The sequence below is a fragment of the Streptomyces sp. NPDC007189 genome, assembly GCF_040703635.1.
In the GTDB taxonomy this organism is placed as follows: Bacteria; Actinomycetota; Actinomycetes; order Streptomycetales; family Streptomycetaceae; genus Streptomyces.
The window spans coordinates 95,356-115,376 of the sequence record NZ_JBEYEY010000021.1 but is presented as its reverse complement, the minus strand read 5'-3'; the positions used below and the strand labels follow the sequence as shown (position 1 = coordinate 115,376).

Sequence of the window (20,021 nt, the reverse complement as noted above, 5' to 3'; positions counted from 1 at the left end):
TAAAGGCCCCTCAGTCCCATTCCAGGCCGCCGCGCCGCCATACGTACGCGTACGCGACGAAGACGGTGAGCACGAAGAGCAGCATCTCCACGAGCCCGAAAATCCCCAGGGCGTCGAAGGTGACGGCCCAGGGGTACAGGAAGACGATCTCGATGTCGAAGACGATGAAGAGCATCGCCGTCAGGTAGTACTTGATGGGGAAGCGCCCGCCGCCGGCCGGCGTGGGGGTCGGCTCGATACCGCACTCGTAGGCCTCGAGCTTGGCGCGGTTGTACCGCTTCGGACCGATCAGCGTGGCCATGACCACGGAGAAGATCGCAAAGCCTGCCCCGAGGGCTCCCAGTACGAGGATGGGCGCATACGCGTTCACCGCTCCTCGCTCCTCTCAGTCGGCGCTGACTGCTGGCGGTTGCACTGGTGCACTGCGCTCACTTCCGCCTCACTGGTCCCCTGGAACCCCGCCGTCCCGGGCGAAGATCGAGAACATGTGAAGCAGGTCACAAGCCCAGTTGCCACGCATCTTATGCCCGTCGCTCTGTGATCTGCGACACGGGGTATTGCATGACCTTTGTGATCTCCACCACCTGACGAAGGATCATGAAGTCGGATGATGAGTGATCTTCATACGCGAAGCGTTCAGTTGATCACCAGAAGTGACATTCTCGCTCGTCGTCGCAGGCAGGAGGGCGCGTCTCCATATCAAGAGTGTTCCGGTGCATGCAAATTGGCGCTGGACGCGGACGGCTGGTAAAGGCGTGCGTTCACACATCAGAGGGAGCCGCGGGGTGCGGTGTGGACGGAGGCCCGGACGCGTGCACGCGTTCACGAGCCCTGCGCGCACAGGACGCCGCGTTCCAGGTAACCGTTCCGTGACCTCCGCCACATCGATGAGAGATCTCTGAGAACCGGGCTTGGCCAATCACCTCAACCGGTGGTAGGCGGGGAGCAATTCGGACGTAATGATCAAAGACCGTGATCAAGCCCTTGATCACCGGCGTCCGCAATGTCCGTTACGGCGTCAATAAAGAGCGACGCGCCCGGGTTCCTCGGTCTCGATTGAGCAACTGTGGCGGAGCACACGTTTCTTGAAGATATGAAGGAGCCCCTGGTACCGGTTGTTCCCATGTCCCACACCGCTCACATACGCAGCCACCGGAAGCCCCGCCGCAGCGCGTCGTCCCTCGCGATGCGGGCCGGAGTTGCCGGTGGCGTCCTCAGCACCCTGGCAGTCGCCGGGGCGTCCGGCTCGGCGAACGCGGCCGAGCCGGTGACGCAGACCCTCGAACTGCCCACCCTGACGGCCGACCTGGCCGCTCAGGCCGCCCAGTCCGCGGACGCCACCCAGCAGGCCGCCGCGAACTACCAGCTGCAGGCCGAGCGTGACGCGGCCGCCGCGAAGGCCGCGAAGCAGGCCAAGGCGGACCTCGCCGAGGCGAAGCAGAAGGCCGCCGCGGCCAAGAAGAAGGCCGAGGAGGCCGCCCGCAAGGCCGCCGCCGCGCGCGCCTCCCGCAACGCCGAGCGGACCACGCTCGCCGCCACGACGGGCTCCGGCGTCTCCACGAGCGGCTCCACGGCCACCGGTTCGGCCGCCGCCGTCGTCGCCTTCGTCAAGGCGCAGATCGGCAAGGCGTACGTCTCCGGCGCCACCGGCCCGTCGGCGTACGACTGCTCCGGCCTGGTGCAGACCGCCTTCAAGCAGGTGGGCATCAGCCTGCCGCGCGTCTCCCAGGACCAGTCCACGGCCGGCACCCAGGTGTCGCTGAGCAACCTGCAGCCGGGCGACATCCTGTACTGGGGCGGCGCGGGCAGCGCCTACCACGTCGCGGTGTACGTGGGCGACGGCATGTTCGTCGGCGCGCAGAACCCCTCCAGCGGCGTCGGGGAGCACCCGCTGTCGTACGACCCGCCGAGCGGGGCCGTGCGGGTGCTCTGAGGGCACCTGGCACCTCTCACGCGCGTAGGGCCGCAGCCGCTCGGGGGCAGCGGCCCTCGCGCCGTTCCCGGCGCGCCACAGCGGTGTTCCTGACATGCTCTCGCTCGGGCCGCCGTCCGGCGGTCCTCCACGAGCGAAGGAGACCGCGCGATGCCACGCGTGTTCGTACAGGGAAGGCCCGCCGACCACTACCCCCGCCACGCCCCCGAGGCCGGGCGCGGCGCGGTGCGCCGGATCACCGAGGTCGGCGAGGACGTCCTGCACAGGCCGTGCCGGGACGTCACGGAGTTCGGGCCCGACCTCGCCGCCCTCATCGACGACATGTTCCTCACTCTGTACGCCGCCGAAGGCGCGGGCCTGGCGGCGAATCAGGTCGGGGTGGATCTGCGGCTGTTCGTGTACGACTGCCCCGATGACGACGGAATCCGACATGTCGGGCACATCGTCAATCCGGTGCTCGAAACGCCCACGAGCGGGCGACGGCTGCTGGACGAGGACGAGGGCTGCCTGTCGGTGCCGGGTGCGGTGATGGCCGTACCGCGGCCGGACCGGGCCGTCGTGCGCGGGCTGGACAAGGACGGCAACCCGCTCGTCATCGAGGGCACGGGGTACTTCGCGCGCTGCCTCGCCCACGAGACCGACCACACCAACGGGTATCTCTACCTGGACCGGCTCGCCAAGCGGGAGAAAAAGGACGCGCTGCGGCAGATGGCGGCCCGGCGGGAGGAGGTCCTCGCCCGCCGGGCCGCCAACGCGGCGGCGCTCAGCTCCTAGTCAGGCCTTCGGGGCCACCTTGCTCAGGCCGTTGATGATGCGGTCCATCGCGTCGCCGCCCGTGGGGTCGGTGAGGTTCGCCAGCAGCTTGAGGGTGAACTTCATCAGCAGCGGGTGCGTCAGGCCGCGCTGGGCGGCGATCTGCATGACCTTCGGGTTGCCGATGAGCTTCACGAAGGCGCGGCCGAGCGTGTAGTAGCCGCCGTAGGTGTCCTTCAGCACGCGCGGGTAGCGCTGCAGGGCGATCTCGCGCTGAGCCGGGGTGGCACGCGCGTGTGCCTGGACGATGACGTCGGCGGCGATCTGGCCGGACTCCATGGCGTAGGCGATGCCCTCGCCGTTGAAGGGGTTCACCAGGCCGCCGGCGTCGCCGACGAGCAGCAGGCCGCGCGTGTAGTGGGGCTGGCGGTTGAAGGCCATGGGGAGGGCGGCGCCGCGGATCGGGCCGGTCATGTTCTCGGGCGTGTAGCCCCAGTCCTCGGGCATGGAGGCGCACCAGGCCTTGAGGATCTCGCGCCAGTCCAGCTCCTTGAAGGAGGCGGAGGTGTTCAGCACGCCGAGGCCCACGTTGGACGTGCCGTCGCCCATGCCGAAGATCCAGCCGTAGCCGGGCAGCAGGCGGTCCTGGGGGCCGCGGCGGTCCCACAGCTCCAGCCAGGACTCGAGGTAGTCGTCCTCGTGGCGGGGGCTCTCGAAATAGGTCCGGACCGCGACGCCCATCGGGCGGTCCTCGCGGCGGTGCAGGCCCATCGCGAGGGACAGCCGGGTGGAGTTGCCGTCGGCGGCGACGACGAGCGGCGCGTGGAAGGTGACCTCGCGCTTCTCCTCGCCGAGCTTGGCGGTGACGCCGGTGATGCGGCCGGTGCGGTCGTCGACGACCGGGCCGGAGACGTTGCAGCGCTCGAAGAGGCGGGCGCCCGCCTTCTGGGCGTTGCGGGCAAGCTGCTCGTCGAAGTCGTCGCGCTTGCGGACCAGTCCGTAGTTCGGATAGGCGGCGAGTTCCGGCCAGTCCAGCTGGAGGCGGGAGCCGCCGCCGATGATGCGCAGGCCCTTGTTCCGCAGCCAGCCGGCCTCCTCGGAGATGTCGATGCCCATGGCGACGAGCTGCTTGACCGCGCGCGGGGTGAGGCCGTCGCCGCACACCTTCTCGCGCGGGAACTCGGTCTTCTCCAGCAGCAGGACGTCGAGACCGGCCCTGGCGAGGTGGTACGCGGTCGTGGAGCCGGCCGGCCCCGCGCCGACGACGATGACGTCGGCGGTGTTCTCGGAGAGGGGCTCCTTCACGACGGTCACGGCGGGATCTCCCCAAGTTCGAAATCTGCGTGCCGACCGGCACTGGACAGGGGCAGTCTATTCAGCAGAATGGATCACCCGGCTGAAGGGCTGCCCTGTGAACCGACCTCTCCCCGCTATACGGCTGCGTGTTCCCACCCACGAGGACGCGGTCGCCTGGCACCGGGTCTTCGACGACCCCGAGGTCATGGAGTTCTACGGCGGCAAGCCGGCGGCCCTGTCGGTCTACGAGGAACTCACCGCGCGGCAGCGGCGGCACGACGCCGAACTCGGCTTCTGCCTGTGGACGGTGCTGGACGCGTCCGGTGAGGTCCTCGGGTTCACCGGAGCGCAGCCCTGGCGGCCCGACTGGGGACCGGTCGGCGAGACGGAGATCGGCTGGCGGCTCGGACGCGCGCACTGGGGCAAGGGGTACGTCACCGCGGCCGCGCGCGAGACGCTGCGCCGGCTGCGGGCGGCCCGGGTGCCGGAGGTGGTGGCGATGGTCCGGCCGGGCAACGAGCGGTCGATCGCGGTGACCCGCCGGCTCGGCATGAAGCCGGCGGAGAGCTATCCGCATCCCACGCTGGACGAGGACGCCCTCTGCTTCCGGCTCCGCATCGATAACGGACAGTAATCTTCCGTTACGGAAAGACACCGATCCCTTCCGGGCGGGGCGCACGGGAGTTACCCTTCCAGTACCGCTGGGGGTGACATCTGTGCGCATAACACCCAAAACACCCGAAGTGCGCGTGCCACGGCTGGTCGGACTGATGGCCGTGGACGCGCGCGAGACGGCCCGGGCGCAGGGCCTGTTCCTCAATGCGCCGGACCGCCCGGACTTCCACCGGGCGGTCGTCGACTATGTGGTGCGCCAGTATCCGCAGCCCGGCGCCGAGGTGCCGCGGGACTCGATGGTGTACGTGTGGTTCGACTTCGGTGAGGGCGAGGGCGGCGGAGGCGTGCGCGAGCCGCGCATCCCGCGGCCGCCGGCCGGAGGGCTGCAACGCGAACTCGGCGAGCCCGGCGACGCCTTCGAGATGATCGACCGCTGAAGCCCTGCGCGGGCCTCAGCTCTCCTTGAACCCCCGGTGCAGCGCGACCACACCGCCGGTGAGGTTGCGCCACGCCACCTTCGACCAGCCCGCCTTCCGCAGCCGCTCGGCGAGCGCGGGCTGGTCGGGCCAGGCGCGGATGGACTCGGCGAGGTAGACGTAGGCGTCCGGGTTGGAGGAGACCGCGCGCGCGACCGGCGGCAGGGCCCGCATCAGGTACTCGGTGTAGACGGTGCGGAAGGGCGCCCAGGTCGGATGCGAGAACTCGCAGATCACCACGCGTCCGCCGGGCCGGGTCACCCGGTACATCTCCGCGAGGGCCGCGTCCGTGTCCTGCACGTTGCGCAGCCCGAAGGAGATCGTCACGGCGTCGAAGGTGTCGTCCTTGAACGGCAGCCGCGTGGCGTCGCCGGCCGTGAAGGGGAGCCAGGTGTTCCGCTTCTTGCCGACCTGGAGCATCCCCAGGGAGAAGTCGCAGGGGACGACGTAGGCGCCCGTGCGCGCGAAGGGCAGCGACGAGGTCGCCGTACCGGCGGCGAGGTCGAGGACCTTCTGCGCGGGGCGCGCGTCGACCGCCTTCGCCACCTCCTTGCGCCAGCGCCGGTCCTGGCCGAGCGACAGCACGTCGTTCGTCAGGTCGTACCGTTCCGCCACGTCGTCGAACATCGAGGCGACTTCGTGCGGCTGCTTGTTCAGGGAAGCGCGGGTCACCCGCCCATTGTTGCAGCACCCCCTGACGGCAGGAGCCTCGGCTTCCTGCGCGCCGCGACGTCCTCCACCCAGCCGCACAGCAGGACGAGCACGGCGATCAGGATCCAGCCGATGCCGAACATGAACCACTGGCTGTCCAGCGGCAGGTACGTCTCGAAGGCGGGCACGTCCCAGAACCGGTCGATCAGCGGGACGGCCAGGACGAGGGCGATCTCGTGCCAGAGGTAGATCGTCACCGCGCGGGCGTTGAAGACGGCGACGGTCCGGTCGAGCCCGCGCAGGCGCGTGAGCCAGGCGAAGTCGATGCGGAAGGCCGCCTTCGCCCACATCAGCAGCGTCACGAAGCCGGCCGACCAGAAGGCCTGGGCGAGCGGGTTCTCGTCGAGGTCGTAGGTGCCGAAGTCGGCCTGGTGGGCGAAGGCGTACCAGGCGCCGTAGCCCATCGCGGCCCCCGACAGGACCCAGACGAGCACCGGTCTCATCCGCTGGAGCACGCCCTGGCGGTGGGCGAAGCCGAGGATCCAGCAGAACAGGTACGTCGACAGGTCCCACAGGGCGCTGCCGAAGCGGTTGTCCGGGCCGGACCAGAGGAAGTTCAGGACCAGGACGGGGGCGAGGGAGAGGAGCAGGACCGGGACGGGCGCCTTGCGGAAGACCCACAGCAGCGCCGGGGAGAGCAGGACGAACCACAGGTACGTGCGCAGGTACCAGAGGATCTCCCAGGCCTGCTCGCCCCACGCGTTGCCGGGCGGGTCGCCGAGCGGCACGATCCAGTAGACGATCTGCCATCCCGGCATCCAGCCGTGGATCAGCATGGCGAGCACCACGAAGAACCCCCAGAACCAGAACGGGGGCAGCAGGCGGCGCAGCCGGCTCTTCAGCACCTTCACGGCCGGGCGCTCGAGGGACTTCGCCATGAGGGTACCGGCCAGGCCGAACATGACGCCCATGGAGGGGAACACCAGGCCGCACCAGGCCCAGCCGAAGGCGTGGTACGTCACCACCCTGATCAGCGCCAGCGCCCTGAGGGTGTCGAAGTAGCGGTCGCGGCCGGCGGGCGCCGGGCGGGCGGGCCGTACGGCGGGTACGGCCGCGGTTCTGCTGTGCGCTCCCATCTCAGCGCGCCCCCGCAGGGGTGCCGACCTCGCCGGTGCGCCGCAGTTTCTGCCAGCGCAGGCGGCCGCCGGTGAGGGCGGTGATGCAGGAGTGGATGAGGACGAGGTACATCATCTGGCGGTAGGCCAGTTGCTGGAGGGGCATCATCAGCAGGTAGCGGTATTTCTCCCGGTCCAGGCGGAAGGCGTAGGCCGCGCAGGCCAGTTGGACGCCGAGCACGGCGAGCCAGGCCACAAGGGCCGCCCGGAAGTCGACGAAGAGCATCGAGTAGAGGGTGAAGACGTCGATCAGCGGGGCGAAGACGGGCGTGACGATCTGGAAGATCACCACCAGGGGCATGCCCACCCGGCCGAAGCGGCCCGAAGGTCCCCGGTCCGTCAGGGACCTGCGGTGCTTCCAGAGGGCCTGCATGGTGCCGTACGACCAGCGGTAGCGCTGGGACCACAGCTGCTTCAGGGAGCCCGGCGCCTCGGTCCACGCGCGCGCGTGCTCCTGGTAGACGACGCGCCAGCCCGCCCGGTGCAGGGCGATGGTGATGTCGGTGTCCTCGGCGAGGGTGTCCTCGCTCATCCCGCCGGCCGCGAGCACCGCCTCGCGGCGGAACGCGCCGATCGCGCCCGGGATGGTCGGCATGCAGCGCAGCAGGTCGTACATGCGCCGGTCGAGGTTGAAGCCCATCACGTACTCGATGTGCTGCCAGGCGCCGATGACCGTGTTGCGGTTGCCGACCTTGGCGTTGCCGGCGACCGCGCCGACGGACGGGTCGGCGAACGGCTGCACCAGGTGCCGTACCGTCTCCGGCTCGAAGACGGTGTCGCCGTCCATCATCACCACGATGTCGTACGAGGCGCTGCGCACGCCGTTGTTCAGCGCCGCCGGCTTGCCCGCGTTCTCCTGGCGGATCACCCGGACGTTCGTCATGCCCAGCGACTCGGCCGCGGCGCGCGCGATGTAAGAAGTGCCGTCGGTCGAGCCGTCGTCGACCACGATGATCTCGATCGGATGGGTGCTGAGCGCCAGGGACTTCAGGGTGTTGGCGATGCACTCCTTCTCGTTGTACGCCGGGACGATCACGCTCACCGGGCGGGTGACCGGCGGTCCCCAGCCGAACCGGCGTCTGTTGCGCTGCCGGTGGTGGCGGCGGGCCAGGACGACCATCATCGCGAAGCGGCCCATCACGGCCACGCCCACGATGATCAGCCCCACGGAGAGCACCGGCAGCGCCCACTCGGCGACGGCGACGGCCGCGATGAGCGCCTTGCCCTCGTAGAGGGTCATGCCGGTGGCCCGGTGCTGGGCGGCCTGAAGGGCGTCTGCCTGCTGCGCGGTGCCGAGGCCCGGCGCCGACTGCCCTGCGGCGGCGCGCTGTTGCTGGAGGACGCCGCTGATGGTGGTGAAGGTGTAGCCCTTCGCCCGCATCTTCTGGATGTACCGCGGCAGCGCCGCGACCGTCTGCGACCGCTCGCCGCCCGCGTCGTGGAAGAGGACCGAGGCGCCCTCGGTGCCCTTGGGGGTGGCCCACCGGACGATCTTCGAGACCCCGGGGCGCTTCCAGTCGTCGCTGTCGGTGTCGACGAAGACGCTGGTGTAGCCCTCCTTGCCGAGTTTTTCGTAGACCGGCCAGCTGTAGTCGTCGATGGCGTCGGTCTCGGAGGAGTACGGCGCACGGAACAGGGTCGTGGTGATGCCCGCGGCGCCGGCGAGGGCGAGCTGCGTCTGCTCCATCTCGCGCCGGATGCGGGCGCCGCTCTGGTACGACAGGTCGACGTGGGTGAAGGTGTGGACGCCGACCTCGTCGCCCTGCGCCACCATCGTCTTCACGATGCCCGGGTAGCGCGACACCATCGAGCCGACCAGGAAGAACGTGGCGGGCACGTCGTACTTCCGCAGGATCGCCAGGACCTTGGGGGTCCAGGTCGGGTTGGGGCCGTCGTCGAAGGTGAGCGCGATGGTCTTGTCCGGCACAGAGACCGTGGTCGCCCGGCCGCCGCGGAAGGTGAGGACCGGGCCGCCGTTCAGGATGCTGTCGGGGACCTTGCTGGAGTCGGCGTTCGAGCGCACGCGCTGGTCGCCGCCGACCTCGGCGCGCAGATAGCCGTCGAGCAGCATCACACAGGTCAGGGCCAGCAGGAGCAGAAGGGCGAGGATGACGCGGGGCCGCTGGAGCGCGGCGGCCCGGCCCGCGGCGCGTTCGATGCGGGTGGGGGCGCGCCGGCGGCCGCGCGAGGAGGTCGGAGTGGTCATGACGGGCGCTGCGCTCCGGTCAGTCGTCGTCCGCGGAGGCGGACGAGGACGGGGACGAGGAGGGGGACGAGGACGGGGACGGAGACAGGGGCCGGGCACCCGGGGAAGGGAGTCCCGTCCGGGGCCCGATGCCGCCCTGGGGGCGTACGCCGCCGGGGCTCCGGCCGTCGCCGGCCGCGCCGAAGGGCAGCAGCGAGGCCGGGTTGAGAGAAGTGCCCCAGCCCATGAAGGCGGCGGCGAGCACGCCCGCGTAGGCGAGGCAGACGGCGCCGACGAGCAGGCCGATGCGGCGCAGCACCCGGGAGCGGCGGCCGGTGGTGTCAACGAACACGGGCCCCTCGGTGGACCCGTTGCCATGTTTGCGGCGGCGACCACGCCGCGCGGCGCGACTTTCGATGGCGGGTTCGGATTGCATTCCTCGGATATTAGGCGGCCTTTATGTGTGCTTTTCCCAGTGAATCTTGTGAACCACCCATGAACAGCAGGGCAATCTGTTACTTCGCTGAGCGTTTTCCGGGGATCCCGCGTTCGTGTGAAAGAGTGCGGACACGATGAGGAATTCACTGGCACCGCTCGCGGGGATCACCTGCGCATTTGCATTCGCTATCACAGGCTGTTCCACCGGAAGCACTCCCCCGACGCCCGCCTACGCCCCCTATGTCAGCGCCACCGCGGCCTCGGACACCGACTCCGCCGGGTCGCCGTCGGCGTACAACCTCGCCTTCGTGATCTCCGGTGGCAGCGGCTGCACGCCGATGTGGAACGGCACCGAGGCGATCGGCGACGCGGCGGTGAAGTCCCGGGCGGCGGGGCTGAGGAAGGACGGCGCCGAGGTGCGCGTCTCCTTCGGCGGGGCCTCCGGCAAGGAGCTGGCCGCGACCTGCGGCAGCGCCGCGGAACTGGCCGCCGCCTACGCGAAGGCGCTGGACGCCGCCGGCTCCAGCCGGGCCGACTTCGACATCGAGGGTGACGAACTGACCGACTCCGCGTCCGTGGCGCTGCGTTCGCGGGCGATAGCGCGGCTGCAGAAGCAACGGCCGGATCTCAAGGTGTCGTTCACCCTGCCGGTGATGCCGTCGGGGCTCGACGCGGACGGGGTCGCGCTGCTGGAGTCCGCGAACACGTACGACGTCCAGGTCTCCACGGTCAACCTGATGACCATGAACTACGGCGAGTCCTACACCGGCGACATGGCCGGCTACGCCGTCACTTCCGCCGAGGCCGCGCACGCCCAGCTGAAGAAGGTCTTCGGGCTGTCGGACGCCGCGGCGTGGCGGGGCATGGCGCTCACCTCGATGATCGGCGTGAACGACGTCGCCGGGGAGACGTTCACCCTGTCCGACGCGGCGCGCGTACGGAAGTTCGCGGACCGCGAGCGGATCGCCTGGGTCTCCATGTGGTCGTCCTTCCGGGACCGGCAGTGCGCGGACGGAGAGTCCGGAGCGGACGACGCGGCGACCGACTGCAGCGGGGTGGAGCAGGAGAAGGGGGCGTTCGGCAGGGCGTTCACGGGAAGCTAGCGGCGGCGGAAGAGCAGGCGGCCCTCGATGACCGTCGCCACGCAGGTGCCGGCTCCGCGCTCGGTCAGTTCCGTCTCGTCGTGGACGTCGAAGACCGCGAAGCGGGCGGCGGAGCCCGGGGTGCGCGGGGGTGCGGTCACGGGCGGCAGACCGGAGGCGAGGGGGTCGAGGGACGGGACGCCTCCGGGGCGCTCGGAGCGGCCCGCGAGCGTCAGTCCGGTGCGCCGCACGGCGTCGCGGACCGCGCGGTTGCGCAACGGCTCGCAGGCCGCCGCGACCGTGCCGTGGGCCAGCATCCGCTGCACCCCGCGCCGTGCGCTCGCTCCCCACCGGACGTCGTCCAGCGCGAGCGCGGTGAGCGCGTCGCCGGTGAGCGGCTCGGTGCCGAGGTCGCCGGCCTCCCGGGGATCCGGGTGGTACGCCTCCTCCAGCAGCTCCGTGCCATGCGGGTTGACGAACCCGGGGGTGATGATGCCGGGCCAGGTGCGCACGCGCGCGTGCGGGTACGCGGCGGCCAGCTCCTCCAGGGGACCGGCGCCCGCGATCAGCGCGCCCTCGACGGCGAGGGCGCGCCCCCTGGAGTCGGTGTGGATCGTCAGCAACGCGCGCTCAGTTGGAGGTCAGCAGCTTCAGTTCCGGGTGGGCCGTGCCGCCGTCGATGGCCGTGGAGGAGATGTGGGAGACCACGCGGTCGTCGAGGGGGTCGTTCGCCGGGTCGTCGTGGACGACGAGGTGCTCGTACGTCGTGGAGCGCTGGGCCGGGACCCGCCCCGCCTTCCGGATCAGGTCGATGATCTCCAGGCGGTTGGAGCGGTGCTTGGCGCCGGCCGAGGAGACCACGTTCTCCTCCAGCATGATCGAGCCGAGGTCGTCCGCGCCGTAGTGCAGCGACAGCTGGCCGACCTCCTTGCCCGTGGTCAGCCAGGAGCCCTGGATGTGCCGGACGTTGTCCAGGAAGAGGCGGGCGATGGCGATCATGCGGAGGTACTCGAAGAGCGTGGCCTGGGTGCGGCCCTTCAGGTGGTTGTTCTCCGGCTGGTAGGTGTACGGGATGAACGCGCGGAAGCCGCCCGTGCGGTCCTGCACGTCCCGGATCATCCGCAGGTGCTCGATGCGCTCGGCGTTGGTCTCGCCCGTGCCCATCAGCATGGTGGAGGTGGACTCCACGCCCAGCCGGTGCGCCGTCTCCATGATCTCCAGCCAGCGCTCGCCGGACTCCTTCAGCGGCGCGATGGCCTTGCGGGGGCGCTCGGGGAGCAGTTCCGCGCCGGCGCCCGCGAAGGAGTCGAGGCCCGCTTCGTGGATGCGGGTGATGGCCTCCTCGACCGTCACACCGGAGATCCGGGCCATGTGCTCGACCTCGGACGCGCCGAGGGAGTGGATGACCAGCTGCGGGAAGGCTTCCTTGATGGCCCGGAAGTGCTTCTCGTAGTACTCGACGCCGTAGTCCGGGTGGTGGCCGCCCTGGAACATGATCTGGGTGCCGCCCAGCTCGACCGTCTCCGCGCAGCGGCGCAGGATGTCGTCGAGGTCGCGGGTCCAGCCCTTCTCCGTGTCCTTGGGGGCCGCGTAGAAGGCGCAGAACTTGCACGCCGTGACGCACACGTTCGTGTAGTTGATGTTCCGCTCGATGATGTACGTCGCGATGTGCTCGGTCCCGGCGTACGTGCGGCGGCGGACGGCGTCGGCGGCGGCGCCCAGCGCGTGCAGCGGGGCGTCCCGGTAGAGGGCGAGCGCCTCTTCCGGAGTGATCCGCCCACCGGCAGCGGCACGGTCGAGGACAGACTGGAGGTCGGCCTTCTCGGTCACCAGGGCGTCCCTTTCGGGGAGGTTGTGGACGGACCGAACCAGCCTACGCCAGCGCTTTCACGGTACGGACGTCAGGCCGCGTACGCGCCGATCAGCAGCCCGGCGAGGGCGCCGGCCAGCAGGAAAGGACCGAAGGGGACCGCGGTCTTCCGGCTCGCCCGCCGTGCCAGGACGAGCGCTGCGCCGTACAGCGCGCCGAGCAGGAAGCCGGCGAAGGCGCCGAGCAGGACGGTGGGCCAGCCGTACCAGCCGAGGACGGCGCCCATGCCCACGGCCAGTTTCACATCGCCGAAGCCCATGCCGCCCGGGTTGACGAGGTACAGCGCGCAGTAGCCGGCGCCGAGCGCGAGGGCGCCGTACAGCGCGGTGGGCCAGTGCCCGGCGTGCTCGGGCAGCAGCGCCGCGAGGCCCAGCAGGGCGAGGGCGGCGGCGGCGAGGGGCAGGGTCAGCGGGTCGGGCAGCCGCCGCACCCGCAGGTCGACCACGGCCAGCAGCACCCCGACGGGCGCGAGCAGCAGCCACACCGCCAGCTCGGGCCGGGTGCCGGTGGCGGCGGCGAGGGCGGCGCAGGTCAGGGCCGTGGCGACGGCGGTGGGGAGTACGGCCGTACGGCGGGCGGTTGCTCCGCAGGCGCCGCACGCGAGCCGGCCGAGCCAGCCGCGGAGCGGATGACCGTCCGGGCAGCGGTCCCGCCAGGGTTCACCGGACGGTACGGCGAAACGGTAGGCGGCGCGGGGCAGCAGCGCACCGGCCAGCGCGCCCCACAGGGCGGCGGCGACGGCCAGCGCGCCCGTGCTCACCGGGCCTTGCCGACCTTCGACAGGCGGGCCACCGGGTTGCCCTCGGCGGAACTGTCCGACGTGAACCTGAGGTCGTCGCCGACCGGGGTCAGCTCGACCTGGTGCGCGGTGGGCACGCAGTGGCCGGGGTTGTCCTCGGCGCCCTTCGAGGTGGCGAGGACCTGGGTCTTCGTCACCTTCTTCAGGGTGAGGACGTCGGTGCACACGCCGCCGATCTGGTCGGTCTGCCGCAGGCGCCCCAACTCCCGCCCGAGCGCCGCCTGGTGGACGGTGAGCCGGAAGGCGCCCGCGGGGAGGGTGCCGCCGAGGGCGGTGGCCTGGCCCTCCCAGGTGCCGAGGTAGCGGGCCGGGACCGCGCCGGGCCTCCCGCCTGGCTCGGCGGCGTCGCTGGAGGCCGCCGTCGGCGCCTTGGAGGCCGGGGGGCGGCTGCCCTCGCCCGTCGCGGTGTCGTCGTGGGACCAGGGCCGCAGCAGCAGCCCGGTCCCCAGGCCGCCCGCGACCAGCGCCCCGGCGACCGCCAGCACGACCGTGCAGCTCAGCCGGCGGCCCCGGCCGCTGTCCCCCGGCGCGGAGGCCGCCGCCACGCTGACGGAGAGCCGGCCGGGCGACTCCGCGTCCCGGGGCCCGGGCACGGCCCCGTCCGCACCGGTCACCGTCTTCGGTGAAGCCCCGGGAAGGGGAACCCCCGGCGCGCCGGGCGGCATGGGCGATGGGCCCCCGGCATGCATCACCGGCGCCGGGCCGAAGACACCGCCCTGGCTCACCGGATTGGGGGCGGGCAGGACCGCCGGGCCCGTCACCGCGGGCGTGTCGAAGGCCACCGGTCCCGAGTGCGCCGGCTCCCCCGTGACCGGTGTGTCCAGGTTCAGCAGGCGTACGGCGCTGCGGCTGACCTGTTCCACCAGGGGGCCGGGGAGCCAGCCGCCGGAGATCAGGCGGCTCGCGCCTTCCGGGGCGAGGCGGCGGCCGATGTCGGCCGGGGCGGGGCGGGAGGCCGGGTCCTTGGCCAGGCAGGCCGCCGCCAGCTCCCGCAACTCGCCGGTCAGGGAGTCGAGTTCGGGCTCCTCGTGGACGACCTTGTAGAGCAGCGCGGCCGAGGTGTCGCCGCGGAAGGGCGGTTCACCGGTGGCCGCGTGGACGAGGACCGCGCCGAGGGAGAAGACGTCGGCGGCGCCGGTGGCGCCCTTGCCGAGGATCTGCTCGGGCGCCATGTATCCGGGCGAGCCGATGGACACGCCGGTGGAGGTCAGGGACGCCGTGCCGGCCATCGCCCGGGCGATGCCGAAGTCGATGAGCAGCGGCCCGTCCAGGGTCAGCAGGACGTTGGACGGCTTCACGTCCCGGTGCACGAGTCCCAGTTCGTGGACGGCCGCGAGCGCCTCGGCGAGGCCCGCGCCCAGGGCCCGTACGGTGTGCGCGGGCAGGGGGCCGGTGTCGGCGACGGCGGCGGCGAGGGAGGGGCCGGCCGCGTACGCCGTGGCGACCCACGGGACGGCCGCGTCCGGGTCGGCGTCGAGGACGGGCGCCGTCCAGGCGCCGCCGACCCGCCGCGCGGCGGCCACCTCGCGCCGGAACCGCGCGCGGAACTCCTCGTCCAGCGCGAAGTGCGGGTGCACGACCTTCACGGCGACCGTACGGCCGCCCGCGCTGCGGCCGAGGTAGACCCGGCCCATGCCGCCGGAGCCGAGCCGGCCGAGCAGCCGGTACGGCCCGACGGCGGCCGGCTCGTCCGCGTCCAACGGCTGCATGCCGTGCTCCCCCCACCACCTGGCGACCCCGGCGCCTGCGACGTCGGCGCCTGTGGGAGGCAGCCTAGTGACGTGCGCTCAGGGCTGCAGCAGGTCCACCTTCACGTCCGCCGGGAAGCCGGTGGTCGGGCCGACGCGGCGGGCGAACTCGGCGACGGCCTCCAGCTGCGTCGGGCCGAAGCTGAAGTCGAGGGTGGTGAAGTACTCGGCGAGGGCCGCCTCGTCGAAGGCCTCCCAGCGGGCGGCCTGTTCGGCGACCTTGGCGACCTCTTCCAGGGAGAGGTTGCGGGACTCGAGGAAGGCCTGGTGCACCTTGCGGGTGATGGCCGGCTCGCGCTCCGCGTAGTCCCGGCGGGCCGCCCACACCGCGAAGACGAACGGCAGGCCGGTCCACTCCTTCCAGAGCGTGCCCAGGTCGTGCACGTCCAGGCCGAAGCGCGGGCCGTCGTGCAGGTTCGCCCGCAGCGCCGCGTCGCCGATGAGGACGGCGGCCTCGGCCTCCTGCATCATCAGGCTGAGGTCGGGCGGGCAGGTGTAGTAGTCGGGCTGGACGCCGTAGCGCTCGGCGAGCAGCAGCTGGGCCAGGCGGACGGAGGTCCGGGAGGTCGAGCCGAGGGCGACCCGGCGGCCGTCCAGCTGGTCCAGCGGGACCTGCGAGACGATCACGCAGGACATCACCGGGCCGTCGCAGCCGACGGCGATGTCCGGGAAGGCGACCAGGTCGTCGGCGTTGCGCAGGAACTCGACGAGGGTGACGGGGCCGATGTCGAGGTCGCCGCGCACGATCTGCTCGCTGAGCTTCTCCGGGGTGTCCTTGGTGAGCTCGAAGTCGAGCAGGGTGCCGGTTCTCGCCAGGCCCCAGTAGAGGGGGAGACAGTTCAGGAACTGGATGTGGCCGACGCGCGGCCGGGTGCGAGAATTGTCCACATCGCGAGACTAGACCCCGCCCTGTGCCGTGCCGGTACCGGGCCCACCGCCGAACGGGTTAGCGGCTGTTCAAACATCCGGGTGACGTGATCTTGGCCTCTATTGCATTCGGCTGCCCGGATGCTAGGCTTGCCCGCAAGTTGCAGTTTGGTTTCCCTTGCAGTACAGAGCCTGCGGAGCATGTGACCGCGGGCTCTCGTCGTTTTCAGACGTATGCAGTTGTGCAGCACCAGTTTCACACTTGCAGGTTCTGGAGCAGGGCAACCCTTTTTGAGCCCAAGGAGGGCTTATGGCTACCGGAACCGTTAAGTGGTTCAACGCCGAAAAGGGCTTTGGCTTCATCGCCCAGGAGGGCGGCGGCCCCGACGTCTTCGTTCACTACTCCGCGATCAACGCCACTGGCTTCCGCTCCCTCGAGGAGAACCAGGCGGTGTCCTTCGACGTCACGCAGGGCCCGAAGGGCCCGCAGGCGGAGAACGTCACTCCCGTCTGATCACTGCCTGATCGCAGAACCTGAGTGCAGTACCCAAGGAGCCCCGCGCCGTTCCGGCGACGGGGCTCCTGCCCTTTTCGATCACGGTGGCCCTGATGAATTTCCGGCGAATTCTCTATGTGTGCTCCATGACGAGAACGAAGGTCGTGCCCGGCAGCAGCGCCTCGTACGAGTGCGGCACGTCTCCCCGGCAGGTCAGGTAGTCGCCGGGGCCGAGTTCGGTCTCCTCCCCCGCCGGGCCCGCCTTCACCCGGCCCGAGGCGACGATCAGGTGCTCGACCGTGCCGGGGATGTGGGGTTCGGAGACGCGGGCCGCGCCGGGCTCGGCGCACAGGCGGTAGATGTCCCGGCGGGCGCCGGGAGGGCTCGCGGACAGCAGGGTGGCGACGTAGTCGGCCTTCCCCGAGGCGACCGCCGGGCCCTCGCCGGCCCGGATCACCCGCACGCTCGGCGCCGGTGGTTCGACCAGGGTGCTGAACGGCACGCCCAGCGCGACCGCGAGCGCCCAGAGCGTCTCCACGTTCGGGTTGCCGCTCGCCGCCTCCAGCTGGGAGAGCGTGGACTTCGCGATGCCGGCGCGCTTGGCCAGCTCGGAGAGGGACAGGCCGGTGCGGGTGCGCTCGCGCTTGAGCGAGGCGGCGATCCATTCCAGGGGGAGGCGGGCGGCGGGGGGCCGGGGAGACGGCGGCTCGGACATGACTTCGTTCGCTCCATCGGTACGATCGTTCGGCTTGACGGACGGTGGCGTCGTTGTCCATTGTAGAAAACATGCGTTCGGTGAAACGAACAGGCTCAGTGGTGCGGACGTCGGGGATGTCCAACCGCCTGTCCCTGGTGCGGGACAGCTCGCTCGTCTGGCTCGCCTCGGGGGTCGTCGGCGTGTCCTTCGGGGCCGTCTCGGTCGCCGGGGGGCTGCCGGTGTGGGTGCCGGTGGTGATGTCCCTGGTGGTGTACGCCGGGTCGGCCCAGTTCAGCGCGGTGGGGGTGCTGCTCGCCGGGGGCGGTCCGGCCGCCGCGGCGGCGACGGGGCTGTTGCTCAACACCCGTACGGCCGCGTTCGGTCTGGCGGTGGCGGACGTCCTGGGGAACGGGCGGGTGAGCCGGTTCCTCGGGGCGCATCTGGTCACCGACGAGACCGTCGCCTTCGCTCTCGCCCAGGAGGATCCGGTACGGCGGCGGCAGGCGTTCTGGATCTCCGGGCTCGGGTTGTTCGCCGTGTGGAACATCGGGGTGCTCGGCGGTGCGCTGGCCGGGGGCGCGCTGGGGGACACGGCGCGGTACGGGCTCGACGCGGCGTTCCCGGCTGTGCTGGTGGCGCTGGTGCTGCCTCAGGTGCGGGCCGATGCGGTGGTACGGCGGTGTGCGCTGGCCGGGGCGGGGGTGGCTCTGGCGGTCACGCCCGCGGTGCCTTCCGGGGTGCCGGTGCTGCTCGCTCTGAGCGGGCTGATTCTTTTCCGCCGCCGGCGGGGTGGGGAGGACGGCGCGGTATGAGTGCCGGTGTCGTGGTGATTCTCGTGCTGGCCGTGGGGACGTATGCGCTCCGGCTGGTGGGGCCGGTGCTGCACGGGCGGGTCGCGATACCGGAGCGGGTGACGGAACTGGCGTCGGCCGGGGCGGTGGTGTTGCTGGTCGCGCTGGCCGGCACGGGGGCGTTGACCGAGGGCGGGGGATTCGCCGGGGGTGCCCGGCTGGGCGGCGTGGCGGTGGGGGTCCTGCTGGCGTGGTTCAGGGCGCCGTTCGTCGTGGTGGTCCTGGGGGCGGTGGGAGTGACGGCGTTGTCGAGGGCGGTCGGCGTCGCCTGACTCGCCCGCCCGACTCGGCTGGTTGAAGAGTTCCCTTCGAGGGCGGATGTGGGTGCGTGGGTGCGGGTCGTGGTCGGCGCGTGCTTGCCCACCCGCCCGCCCGACTCGGTCGGTTGAAGGAGATCCCTTCGGAGACGGATGCGGGCGCGTGAGTGCGGGTCGTGATCGGCACGTGCTTGCCCACCCGCCGCCCGACTCGGTCGGTTGAAGGAGATCCCTTCGGAGACGGATGCGGGCGCGTGAGTGCGGGTCGTGATCGGCACGTGCTTACCCACCCGCCGCCCGACTCGGTCGGTTGAAGAGGTTCCCTTCGGAGGCCGATGCGGGCGCGTGGGTGCGGGTCGTGGTCGGCACGTGCTTACCCACCCGCCGCCCGACTCGGTCGGTTGAAGAGGATCCCTTCGGAGGCGGATGCGGGCGCGTGGGTGCGGGTCGTGATCGGCGCGCGCTTACCCACCCGCCCGCCCGACTCGGTTGGGAAGTTCCGGCTCGGTGGGCGGGTTGCGGGTGAGGCTGGCGAAGGGCGGTGTCGGTGCTGGGCTGTAGCGTCGCGCGGCGTGATCGAGGATGACTTTCTTGTTGCCACCCGTACCTTCTACGACGCCGTAGCCGAGGACTACGCCGAGCAGTTCCGGGATCACCTGCGGGAGAGGCCGTTGGAGCGGGCCCTGCTCGGTGGGTTCGCCGAGATGGTGGGGGACGGGGGAGGCGTCGCCGACCTCGGGTGTGGGACCGGCGTGGCCACCGCGTATCTCGCCTCCCTCGGTGTCGACGTCTTCGGGATCGACCTGTCCGAGTCGATGCTCGCCGTCGCCCGCCGCCGTCACCCGGAACTGCGCTTCCAGCAGGGCTCGATGCTGGACCTGGACCTCGCCGACGGTTCGCTCGCCGGCGCCGTCTCCTGGTACTCGACCATCCACACCCCCGTCGGCGAACTGCCCGCTCTGTTCGCCGAGTTCCACCGGGTGCTGAGGCCCGGCGGACACCTGCTCCTCGCCTTCCAGGTGGGCGAGGAGACACGGCGGCACGACCAGCCGTGGGGTCACCCCGTCGTCCTGGACTTCCACCGGCGCCGTCCCGAGCGGATCGCCGAGCTGCTGGAGGACGCCGGGTTCGCGCTCGGCTCCAGCACCGTGCGCGCATCGGAGGAGCGGGCCGGGGAGTCCGGCCCGCAGGCCTTCCTGTTCGCCCGTAAACACTCCGGCCCGGCAGGCGCGCAAGAGCGATTTTGAGCGCTTGAGAATCGCTCGAGAAACGCTCGAGGACCACTCGAGAATCACTTGAAACCAGGAGTACCGGTGGGCTGACCTGCTCCGGGAACCAGCGGGGAAGGCATGGGGATCGGCGACCAAGAGCATCAGTCGCGTCGCCGGGAAGCAGCCGGCGGCCGGATGACGATCCGCTCCTGTGATCCGTCACCGATCCGTCTCTTCCAGGGGGTTTCCACATGCGTTCCATCGCATCGCGTACGAAGACGGTTCTGGTCGCGCTCACCGGCACGGGCGTCATCGCGCTCGGCGCCGCGGCGGCAGTTCCGGCGGCCGGTGTGCCGGGCCCGCTCGTGCGCGTCGCCGCGGACCTCACCGGTCACCCGGCGCACCCCGGCCCGGCCCTGGCGGACGACCGCGACCCCTTCGTCGTCGCACGCTGACGCGCCCAGCGTCCAGCGTCGGCCCCTGACCGCCCCGCGCCCCGCGCACCGGTCAGCGCAACGCCAACGGCACCGACCGGGCTCACCCCCCGGCCGGTGCCGTTTCCACGAGAACACCGAGAACACCGAGTACACCGAGATCACCGGCCATCGGCCGGCCCTGATC

Annotated in this window: 22 protein-coding genes; 10 read left to right on the top strand and 12 right to left on the bottom strand. The window is 71.3% G+C overall.

What is annotated here, in order from left to right; all coding sequences use genetic code 11:
- Positions 1-10: 10 nt before the first annotated feature.
- Positions 11-370 (bottom strand): NADH-quinone oxidoreductase subunit A, encoded by a 360-nt coding sequence (locus AB0950_RS33870; RefSeq protein WP_003992243.1) that lies wholly within the window; start codon positions 368-370, stop codon positions 11-13.
- 753 nt (positions 371-1,123) lie between these two features.
- On the opposite strand from AB0950_RS33870, the gene AB0950_RS33865 reads away from it, so the two are divergent.
- Both AB0950_RS33865 and def read left to right on the top strand, forming a co-directional pair.
- Positions 1,124-1,933, top strand: a complete 810-nt coding sequence (locus AB0950_RS33865; RefSeq protein ID WP_361989759.1) for a C40 family peptidase — start codon at positions 1,124-1,126, stop codon at positions 1,931-1,933.
- A gap of 150 nt (positions 1,934-2,083) precedes the next feature.
- Positions 2,084-2,707 carry a peptide deformylase gene (def, locus tag AB0950_RS33860; protein ID WP_360159536.1) on the top strand — a complete coding sequence of 208 codons (624 nt, stop codon included), beginning with the start codon at positions 2,084-2,086 and terminating at the stop codon, positions 2,705-2,707.
- Here the strand turns inward: def and AB0950_RS33855 are convergent, their stop codons facing one another.
- Complete coding sequence (locus AB0950_RS33855) at positions 2,708-4,000, bottom strand: geranylgeranyl reductase family protein (RefSeq protein WP_360159534.1); 1,293 nt, start codon at positions 3,998-4,000, stop codon at positions 2,708-2,710. It lies immediately after the preceding gene.
- Between the two features lie 97 nt (positions 4,001-4,097).
- Between AB0950_RS33855 and AB0950_RS33850 the strand changes: the two genes are divergently transcribed.
- On the top strand, positions 4,098-4,616 hold the full coding sequence (locus AB0950_RS33850; protein ID WP_360159532.1) for a GNAT family N-acetyltransferase: 519 nt from the start codon (positions 4,098-4,100) through the stop codon (positions 4,614-4,616).
- 109 nt (positions 4,617-4,725) lie between these two features.
- Positions 4,726-5,034 (top strand): PASTA domain-containing protein, encoded by a 309-nt coding sequence (locus tag AB0950_RS33845; RefSeq protein ID WP_330338414.1) that lies wholly within the window; start codon positions 4,726-4,728, stop codon positions 5,032-5,034.
- Positions 5,035-5,049: 15 nt separating this feature from the next.
- On the opposite strand, the gene AB0950_RS33840 is transcribed toward AB0950_RS33845, so the two are convergent.
- Genes AB0950_RS33840 through AB0950_RS33825 form a run of 4 tightly spaced genes read right to left on the bottom strand, consistent with a single transcriptional unit; the run spans position 5,050 to position 9,436 of the window.
- Positions 5,050-5,745, bottom strand: a complete 696-nt coding sequence (locus AB0950_RS33840) for a demethylmenaquinone methyltransferase (protein WP_360159530.1) — start codon at positions 5,743-5,745, stop codon at positions 5,050-5,052.
- Entirely contained in the window at positions 5,742-6,860 is a 1,119-nt protein-coding gene (locus AB0950_RS33835) for an acyltransferase (protein WP_366780134.1), read from the bottom strand. The genes AB0950_RS33840 and AB0950_RS33835 overlap by 4 nt, the downstream gene beginning before the upstream one ends.
- 1 nt (position 6,861) lies before the next feature.
- On the bottom strand, positions 6,862-9,105 hold the full coding sequence (locus AB0950_RS33830) for a glycosyltransferase (RefSeq protein WP_366780133.1): 2,244 nt from the start codon (positions 9,103-9,105) through the stop codon (positions 6,862-6,864).
- 19 nt (positions 9,106-9,124) lie between these two features.
- On the bottom strand, positions 9,125-9,436 hold the full coding sequence (locus AB0950_RS33825; RefSeq protein ID WP_366780132.1) for a hypothetical protein: 312 nt from the start codon (positions 9,434-9,436) through the stop codon (positions 9,125-9,127).
- Positions 9,437-9,656: 220 nt separating this feature from the next.
- Between AB0950_RS33825 and AB0950_RS33820 the strand changes: the two genes are divergently transcribed.
- Positions 9,657-10,625 (top strand): chitinase, encoded by a 969-nt coding sequence (locus AB0950_RS33820; protein ID WP_366780131.1) that lies wholly within the window; start codon positions 9,657-9,659, stop codon positions 10,623-10,625.
- On the opposite strand, the gene AB0950_RS33815 is transcribed toward AB0950_RS33820, so the two are convergent.
- The 5 genes from AB0950_RS33815 to AB0950_RS33795 all read right to left on the bottom strand — a co-directional run bounded on the left by AB0950_RS33815 (position 10,622) and on the right by AB0950_RS33795 (position 15,909).
- Positions 10,622-11,227 carry a hypothetical protein gene (locus AB0950_RS33815; RefSeq protein ID WP_360159519.1) on the bottom strand — a complete coding sequence of 202 codons (606 nt, stop codon included), beginning with the start codon at positions 11,225-11,227 and terminating at the stop codon, positions 10,622-10,624. The genes AB0950_RS33820 and AB0950_RS33815 overlap by 4 nt on opposite strands.
- A gap of 7 nt (positions 11,228-11,234) precedes the next feature.
- Positions 11,235-12,434 (bottom strand): cyclic dehypoxanthinyl futalosine synthase, encoded by a 1,200-nt coding sequence (gene mqnC, locus AB0950_RS33810; protein ID WP_360159516.1) that lies wholly within the window; start codon positions 12,432-12,434, stop codon positions 11,235-11,237.
- 71 nt (positions 12,435-12,505) lie between these two features.
- Positions 12,506-13,234 (bottom strand): A24 family peptidase, encoded by a 729-nt coding sequence (locus AB0950_RS33805; RefSeq protein WP_360159513.1) that lies wholly within the window; start codon positions 13,232-13,234, stop codon positions 12,506-12,508.
- Positions 13,231-14,982 (bottom strand): protein kinase, encoded by a 1,752-nt coding sequence (locus AB0950_RS33800; RefSeq protein ID WP_366780130.1) that lies wholly within the window; start codon positions 14,980-14,982, stop codon positions 13,231-13,233. The genes AB0950_RS33805 and AB0950_RS33800 overlap by 4 nt, the downstream gene beginning before the upstream one ends.
- Before the next feature lie 78 nt (positions 14,983-15,060).
- The gene (locus tag AB0950_RS33795; RefSeq protein WP_360575232.1) at positions 15,061-15,909 is read right to left on the bottom strand and encodes a menaquinone biosynthesis protein; all 849 of its coding nucleotides are present in this window, start codon (positions 15,907-15,909) and stop codon (positions 15,061-15,063) included.
- 289 nt (positions 15,910-16,198) lie between these two features.
- Here AB0950_RS33795 and AB0950_RS33790 point away from each other — a divergent pair, with 289 nt between their 5' ends.
- On the top strand, positions 16,199-16,402 hold the full coding sequence (locus tag AB0950_RS33790) for a cold-shock protein (protein WP_176189615.1): 204 nt from the start codon (positions 16,199-16,201) through the stop codon (positions 16,400-16,402).
- Between the two features lie 115 nt (positions 16,403-16,517).
- Here AB0950_RS33790 and AB0950_RS33785 read toward each other — a convergent pair whose 3' ends face one another.
- Positions 16,518-17,099: an XRE family transcriptional regulator gene (locus tag AB0950_RS33785; RefSeq protein ID WP_360575233.1), complete on the bottom strand. Its 582-nt coding sequence runs from the start codon at positions 17,097-17,099 to the stop codon at positions 16,518-16,520.
- A 116-nt stretch (positions 17,100-17,215) separates the two neighbouring features.
- Between AB0950_RS33785 and AB0950_RS33780 the strand changes: the two genes are divergently transcribed.
- The 4 genes from AB0950_RS33780 to AB0950_RS33765 all read left to right on the top strand — a co-directional run bounded on the left by AB0950_RS33780 (position 17,216) and on the right by AB0950_RS33765 (position 19,855).
- On the top strand, positions 17,216-17,893 hold the full coding sequence (locus AB0950_RS33780; protein ID WP_360159501.1) for an AzlC family ABC transporter permease: 678 nt from the start codon (positions 17,216-17,218) through the stop codon (positions 17,891-17,893).
- Positions 17,890-18,204: an AzlD domain-containing protein gene (locus AB0950_RS33775; RefSeq protein WP_366780129.1), complete on the top strand. Its 315-nt coding sequence runs from the start codon at positions 17,890-17,892 to the stop codon at positions 18,202-18,204. The genes AB0950_RS33780 and AB0950_RS33775 overlap by 4 nt, the downstream gene beginning before the upstream one ends.
- 557 nt (positions 18,205-18,761) lie before the next feature.
- Positions 18,762-19,436 (top strand): methyltransferase domain-containing protein, encoded by a 675-nt coding sequence (locus AB0950_RS33770; RefSeq protein WP_360159494.1) that lies wholly within the window; start codon positions 18,762-18,764, stop codon positions 19,434-19,436.
- A 215-nt stretch (positions 19,437-19,651) separates the two neighbouring features.
- Positions 19,652-19,855 (top strand): hypothetical protein, encoded by a 204-nt coding sequence (locus AB0950_RS33765; RefSeq protein WP_360159491.1) that lies wholly within the window; start codon positions 19,652-19,654, stop codon positions 19,853-19,855.
- Positions 19,856-20,021: the final 166 nt, after the last annotated feature.